The sequence below is a fragment of the Mesorhizobium sp. M7A.F.Ca.CA.004.12.1.1 genome (genome assembly GCF_003997835.1).
Taxonomy (GTDB): domain Bacteria; phylum Pseudomonadota; class Alphaproteobacteria; order Rhizobiales; family Rhizobiaceae; genus Mesorhizobium.
In genome coordinates this window covers 1-6,705 of record NZ_RZRK01000305.1, presented here as the reverse complement: position 1 = coordinate 6,705, position 6,705 = coordinate 1, and the positions used below count along the sequence as shown (strand labels likewise).

The window sequence follows — 6,705 nt, the reverse complement described above, 5'->3', positions numbered from 1 at the left end:
CGATACCCCTGGGCTCCGTCCCGCTGATCCTGATATGTGCCCTGTTGCAGGGCGGCGGCTTCGGCATCGCCTGGCCGTTCCTGACGCGCGTCATCGTCGCCTCCGCCCCGGAGGGCGAGCAGACCATCGCCTCGGCGGCGGTGCCGACCATGCAGCGCATCGGCTATGCCGTGGGCGCCGCACTCGCCGGCATCGTCGCCAACGCCAGCGGCTTTTCGCAAGGCCTGAACCACGACGCGGCGGCGAATGTCGCGTCGTGGTTGTTTCTTGCCTTCGTGCCGCTCGGCATTGTTGGCTGCCTCGCGGCTTTGCGGGTTTCCAGACCGCTTGGCCAGCCACGGGAAGCTATCGGCTAAAACCTGGCCTGCTCATTCGGCCTCGCGCAGGCGGTAGCCGACGCCGGTCTCGGTGGTGATGTAGCGCGGCTGGTCGGGGCTCTTCTCGATCTTTTGCCTGAGCTGCCGGACATAGACCCTGAGATACTGCACATCGGTCGAATCGCCCCAGACCTGCTTCAAAAGGAAATGATGGGTCAGCACCTTGCCGGCGTGCTGCACCAGCATACGCAGGATGTCGTATTCCTTCGGCGACAGCTTTACCTCCTTGCCCTCGACCTTGACGATGCGCTTGACCAGGTCGACGCTGAGATCGCCGGTCTGGAAAATCGGCTTCTCGCCCTTTTGCTGGAACTTGTGGCGGAGCGCCACGCGAATGCGCGCCACCAGCTCGTTCATGCCGAAAGGTTTGGTGACATAGTCGTCGGCGCCGAGTTCCAGGGCCTGGACGATGCCGGCCTCGTCGGTTCGGCTGGACAGCATGACCACTGGAATGTCGAGACCATCGTCGCGCCATTTGCGCAGCAACTCATGACCGCTCATGCCGGGCAGCCCAAGGTCGAGCAGGACGAGGTCCGGCTTCTCCGCCTCCATCAGCTCGATCGCCACCTTCGCGTTCGGCGCCTCGCTGACCGCATAACCTTGACTGCCGAGCCCGACGCGCAGCAGCTTGCGGATCGGCGGCTCGTCATCGACGACCAATATCCTGACGTTCGAGTTTGTCATGCCAGGTCACCCACGTCGTGGTCGTCGGTATTCGAAGTGTCGAAATTGGGCGGATTTGCCGGCCTGGGCATTTTGATGGTGAACACCGCGCCCGAACCGTCGGTCCGGTTTGCCGCCATGATGGTGCCACCCATCGCTTCGACGAAGCCGCGGCAGATCGACAGGCCGAGCCCCGTACCGGCGCGGATCTGGTCGCCCTTGCGCACTCGATAGAACGTGTCGAAAATCCGTTCCAGATCGCCGGGAGGAATGCCTGGCCCTTCATCCATGATTTGCAGCAGGACGGAGCCATTGTCGGTCCAACCCTGCATGCGAATCGTCGAGCTTGCCGGGGCATATTTCGCCGCATTGTCGAGAAGATTGAACAACGCTTGCTCGAACAGCACCGGGTCGACCTTCAACATCGGCAAATCCCTGGGGATGTCGGTCTCGATCTTGTGCTCGCCAATGATTTTCCTGGCCCTTTGCAAGGCGGAGCCGACGATGTCGCCGACATAGTGAAAGGCGTAGTTCGGCTCCATCGCGCCGGACTCGATCTTGGTCATGTCGAGCAGATTGGCGATGAAGCGGTTCAACCGCTCGGATTCGTCGAGCACCGTCGACAGCAGTTCAGCCCGGTCCGGTTCGGGAAGCGCTGCTGAAAAATCCCGCAGCGTGCCGGCCGCGCCCATGATGGCGGCGAGCGGCGTTTTCAGATCATGGGAAATGGAGGTGAGCAGCGCCGAGCGCAGCCTGTCCGCCTCAGCGGCGAGCTTGGCGCGGTCGACGTCGGCAACCAACTGAATACGCTCGATGGCGACCGCCGCCTGGTCGGCCAGTGCGTCAAGCAGCCTCTGCTGCTCGGGCGTCAGCAGCGGACCCTGCTTGTCGTTGTCGAGGCCGACGACCCCGATGGCCGTGCGCCCCGTGCGCAAGGGCAAATAGAGGCGCCTGGCGCCCGGAAGCGTGTCGGCGCCGCGACCCGCGGCACGATTGTGCTCCCAGGCCCAGCGGGCGGCGGCGATGTCGGCCTCGGCCAGCGTGTCGTCGGGCGGATAGCCGGCCTTGACGGTGATGGTCCCGTCCTCCGGCAAAAGCAGCACCACCCGCAGCTTCAGCATCGAGGCGATCTGGAAGGCAGTAGCCCAAAGGACGTCGTCGAGCGTGCCGGCGCCGGCGAGCTTCTTTGAAAAGAGGTAGATGTCTTCCGTGGCCCGCGCCCGCGAGCGGGCGGCGACCGCCTGGCGCTGCACGCGCGCCGTCAGATTGCTGGCGATGACCGCAACGACGAGAAAGACGCCGAGCGCGACGATGCTCTCCGGATCCCGGATCGTCAGCGTATAGCGAGGCTCCAGGAAGAAATAATTGAAAGCAAGGGCGCTGGCGAAACAAGCGTACAGAGCCGGCCACAGACCGCCCGTTACCGCCGATGCCAGTACGCCGATGAGAAGAATGATCGCCAGGTTGCGAACGTCGAGAAACTGGTCGAGAACGACGGCGAAGGCGAGCGAACCGATGACAAAGGCCGTGGCCTTGAGATAGGGCCAGATCTCGAACTGCCACTGCTCGTCCGCCGCCTTGACACTCCTCGACGTCACCTCGGCATTGCGTTCGGTTCCTGAAATGACATGGACGCTGATGTCGCCGGCATTGCGGATGAGATCGTAGGTGAGCGAACCTTCGATCAATTCCCGCCAGCGCGACCGGGTCGGCCTGCCGACCACGATATGGGTGAAATTGTTCGCCGTCGCATGGCGAACAATGTCCTGCGCGATGTTCTGACCGGGAATGGTGGTCACCTCGGCGCCGAGCTGTTCGGCAAGCCGCAGGTTCGTAGCGAGCCGATCCTTGTCCGCTTCGGGCATGCTGGCCGAGCGAGGGCTGTCGACATGCAGCGCCGTCCACGGGGCACGGAGCCGGTCGGCCAGCCTGCGCGCATAGCGAATACGCGCCGCCCCGCCCGGACGCGCGTCGACGCAGACGAGAACCCTTTCCCCCGCGGCCCACGGTCCGGGAATGGCGTGGGCCTGCATATGGATCAGCAACTGGTCGTCGACGCGCTGCGCGGTGCGGCGCAGCGCCAGCTCCCTGAGCGCCGTCAGATTGCCCGGCGAGAAATAGTTCTCGATCGCGCGCTGCGCGGTGTTGGGGAAATAGACCTTGCCTTCCTCGAGCCGCTTGATCAGGTCGTCGGGGGTGAGATCGATGATCTCGACATCGTCGGCCTGGTCGATGATGGAATCGGGGACCGTCTCGCGAACCCTGACCTTGGTGATCTGGGCGACGACGTCGTTCAGGCTTTCGACATGCTGGATGTTGAGCGTCGTGTAGACGTCGATACCGTGCGTCAGGATTTCCTGGACATCGAGATAGCGCTTGGGGTGCCGGCTGCCAGGCGCATTGGTGTGGGCGAGTTCGTCGACGAGAACCAGCGCCGGGCGCCGGGCGAGGATGGCGTCGATATCCATCTCGTCGAGGATGCGCCCCTTGTAGTCGACCTTGCGGCGGGGAATGACCTCATAGCCCTCGACCAGGGCCAGTGTCTCCTTGCGCCCATGCGTCTCGACGACACCGATCACCACATCCACGCCGTCGGTCAGCCTGGCGCGGCCCGACATCAGCATCTCGTAGGTCTTGCCTACGCCGGGAGCGGCACCCAGGAATATCCGCAGCCGGCCGCGACCTTCCCGCTCGGCATGGTCAAGCAGTGCGTCGGGAGAAGGTCTAGCGTCGTTGCTTCTGTCGTCCGGCATCGGGATCGATCATGGATGGCGCCGGGGATACTGTCGATCCCCGGCCCGCACCATTCACTGTTTCGCGGCGTCCAGCGCAAGGTTGAGACCGAGCACATTGACCACCGGTTCGCCCATGAAGCCAAGCTCCCTGCCCTCGACTTGGGCATCGACAAGCGCCTTGACCTTGGCTTCATCGATCCCCCTGGCCTTGGCCACCCTGGCGGCCTGGAAGTAGGCTGCTTCGGGACTGATATCGGGATCGAGGCCACTGCCGGACGTCGTCACCAGGTCCATCGGGACGGGCTGGTTCGGATTCTGCGCCTTCAATCTTTCCGCGTCGCCCTTGATGCGGTCGATCAGCTTGGGATTGGTCGGGCCGAGATTGCTGCCGCTCGAGGCGGCGGCGTTGTAGCCGTCGCCGGCGGCCGAGGGGCGGCCATGGAAATACTTGTCGCTGGCAAAGCCCTGGCCGATCAGCTCGGAGCCGATGACCTTGCCATCCTTCTCGATCAGGCTGCCATTGGCCTGGCGCGGGAAGATCGCCTGGGCGATGCCGGTCATGCCCAAGGGATAGATCAGGCCGGTCAGGACCGTGAAGAAGACGATCATGATGATCGCGGGTCTTATCTGGGTGAGCATGGAGATGTTCCTCAAAGCAATTCCAGGGTTTCCGTCCGGAATTGCGTTAAAACAAAGAGTTAAGCGAGGCCAAGCGCGGTGACGATCATGTCGATCGCCTTGATGCCGACGAACGGCACGATGAGGCCGCCGAGGCCGTAGACAAGCAGATTGCGGCTGAGCAGCGCCCCGGCGCCAATGGCGCGATATTTGACGCCCTTCAGCGACAGCGGGATCAGCGCGATGATGATCAGTGCGTTGAAGATGATGGCCGACAGGATGGCGCTTTGCGGCGTCGCCAGATGCATGACGTTGAGTGCCTGCAGCGGGCCGGTCGTCTGTCCCGGTGCGACGTAGAAGACGGCGAACATCGCCGGAATGATGGCGAAATACTTGGCCACGTCGTTGGCGATCGAGAAGGTCGTCAGCGAACCCCGCGTCATCAAGAGCGCCTTGCCGATCTCGACGATCTCGATGAGCTTGGTCGGATCGCTGTCGAGATCGATCATGTTGCCGGCCTCGCGGGCGGCAACCGTGCCGGTGTTCATGGCGACGCCGACATCGGCTTGTGCAAGGGCGGGTGCATCGTTGGTGCCGTCGCCGCACATGGCCACCAGCTTGCCCTTGGCCTGTTCGTCGCGGATCAGCTTCAGCTTGTCCTCCGGTGTGGCCTGCGCGAGGAAGTCGTCGACGCCGGCTTCCGCGGCGATGGCTGCTGCCGTCATCGGATTGTCGCCGGTGATCATCACCGTGCGGATGCCCATGCGGCGCAGTTCGGTGAAGCGCTCCCGGATACCGCCCTTGACAATGTCCTTGAGGTGGATGACGCCGAGCAGGCGGCCGTCGCGTTCGACCGCCAGCGGCGTGCCGCCGGACTTGGCGATCTCGTCGGCGATGGACTGGAGATCGCGGATGGATTCGCTGCTTGGGCGCGTGCCATGGGCGGCAGCTGCCGACTGGTTGACATGGGCAAGCACGGAATCGACGGCGCCCTTGCGCACCGACGAACCATCGATGTCGACGCCGCTCATACGGGTCTGCGCTGTGAAGGGCACGAAAGTGGCGTGCAGCGTTGCCATGTCACGGGCGCGGATGGCGTATTTCTCCTTGGCCAGCACGACGATGGAGCGGCCTTCCGGCGTCTCGTCGGCGAGCGAGGCTAGCTGAGCCGCGTCGGCCAGTTCCTGTTCGGTGACGCCCTTGACCGGGCGAAACTGCGTCGCCTGGCGGTTGCCGAGTGTGATCGTGCCGGTCTTGTCGAGCAGCAGCGTGTCGACGTCGCCTGCGGCCTCCACGGCGCGGCCCGACATGGCCAGCACGTTGAATCGCACCAGGCGGTCCATACCGGCGATGCCGATGGCCGAAAGCAGCGCGCCGATCGTGGTCGGGATCAAGGTGACGAACAGCGCCACCAGAACGGTCACCGAGATATAGCCGCCCGAGTAGGAGGCAAAACTCGGGATCGTCGCGGTGGCCAGCACGAAGATCAGCGTCATGCCGACGAGCAGGATGTTGAGCGCGATCTCGTTCGGCGTCTTCTGGCGCTCGGCACCTTCGACCAGCGAGATCATGCGGTCGAGGAAGGTATGGCCGGAGGCGGCGGTGATGCGGACGCGGACCCAGTCTGACAGCACCTGGGTGCCACCGGTGACCGCCGAACGGTCGCCACCGGATTCGCGGATGACCGGCGCCGATTCGCCTGTTATCGCCGCCTCATTGACCGACGCGACGCCCTCGACAACTTCGCCGTCCGACGGGATGATGTCGCCGGTCTCGACCAGGACGGCATCGCCGACCTTGAGGCTGGTGCCGGGCACGAGTTTGTATTTGGTGCGGTCCTCACCGGTCAAAAGCTTGGCCTGGGTCTCTGTGCGTGCCTTGCGCAGCGAATCCGCCTGCGCCTTGCCGCGGCCTTCTGCGACCGCTTCGGCGAAGTTGGCGAACAGGACGGTGAACCAAAGCCAGATGATGATCTGCAGCGTAAAGCCGAGATTGCCGCCTCCGGTGACCAGGTCCTTCACGAACAGCACCGTGGTGAGCGCCGAGACGACGGCAACGACGAGCATCACCGGGTTCCTGGCCAGCGTGCGCGGATCGAGCTTGCGGAAGGCGCCGCCAATGGCGGGAACTAGGATGCGTGCATCCATGATGCTTGCTGATTTCGAGTTGCTCATTTTGAAGCTCCGGCTTCGGTGTTGTTGGACGGCACCCGATGATTGGATGCCGAAAGGAAATGCGGTGGCCCGTAGGCCAGCAGCCAGAGGACGAGCATGACTGCCGCAAGGCCGAGAAACGTCGACAGGGTCGGGAAA

The 6,705-nt window shown here is 63.9% G+C and carries 5 protein-coding genes; 1 reads left to right on the top strand and 4 read right to left on the bottom strand.

Features of this window, described 5'->3' with window-relative positions; translation table 11 throughout:
* Positions 1-356: MFS transporter (locus EN984_RS17295; protein ID WP_127383847.1), on the top strand; the 356-nt coding region annotated here is incomplete at its 5' end.
* A gap of 12 nt (positions 357-368) precedes the next feature.
* Here EN984_RS17295 and EN984_RS17290 read toward each other — a convergent pair.
* Genes EN984_RS17290 through kdpB form a run of 4 tightly spaced genes read right to left on the bottom strand, consistent with a single transcriptional unit; the run spans position 369 to position 6,567 of the window.
* Positions 369-1,061 (bottom strand): response regulator transcription factor, encoded by a 693-nt coding sequence (locus EN984_RS17290; RefSeq protein WP_127267749.1) that lies wholly within the window; start codon positions 1,059-1,061, stop codon positions 369-371.
* Complete coding sequence (locus tag EN984_RS17285) at positions 1,058-3,793, bottom strand: sensor histidine kinase KdpD (RefSeq protein ID WP_127267748.1); 2,736 nt, start codon at positions 3,791-3,793, stop codon at positions 1,058-1,060. The genes EN984_RS17290 and EN984_RS17285 overlap by 4 nt, the downstream gene beginning before the upstream one ends.
* A 54-nt stretch (positions 3,794-3,847) precedes the next feature.
* Entirely contained in the window at positions 3,848-4,414 is a 567-nt protein-coding gene (gene kdpC, locus EN984_RS17280; protein WP_127267747.1) for a potassium-transporting ATPase subunit KdpC, read from the bottom strand.
* A 59-nt stretch (positions 4,415-4,473) separates the two neighbouring features.
* The gene (kdpB, locus tag EN984_RS17275) at positions 4,474-6,567 is read right to left on the bottom strand and encodes a potassium-transporting ATPase subunit KdpB (protein ID WP_127272692.1); all 2,094 of its coding nucleotides are present in this window, start codon (positions 6,565-6,567) and stop codon (positions 4,474-4,476) included.
* Between the last annotated feature and the right edge of the window lie 138 nt (positions 6,568-6,705).

Bases quoted from the DNA above. Each gene is read 5' to 3' on its own strand.
- kdpB (WP_127272692.1), bottom strand. From the start codon at position 6,567: ATGAGCAACTCGAAATCAGCAAGCATCATGGATGCACGCATCCTAGTT.
- EN984_RS17290 (WP_127267749.1), bottom strand. From the start codon at position 1,061: ATGACAAACTCGAACGTCAGGATATTGGTCGTCGATGACGAGCCGCCG.
- kdpC (WP_127267747.1), bottom strand. From the start codon at position 4,414: ATGCTCACCCAGATAAGACCCGCGATCATCATGATCGTCTTCTTCACG.
- EN984_RS17285 (WP_127267748.1), bottom strand. From the start codon at position 3,793: ATGCCGGACGACAGAAGCAACGACGCTAGACCTTCTCCCGACGCACTG.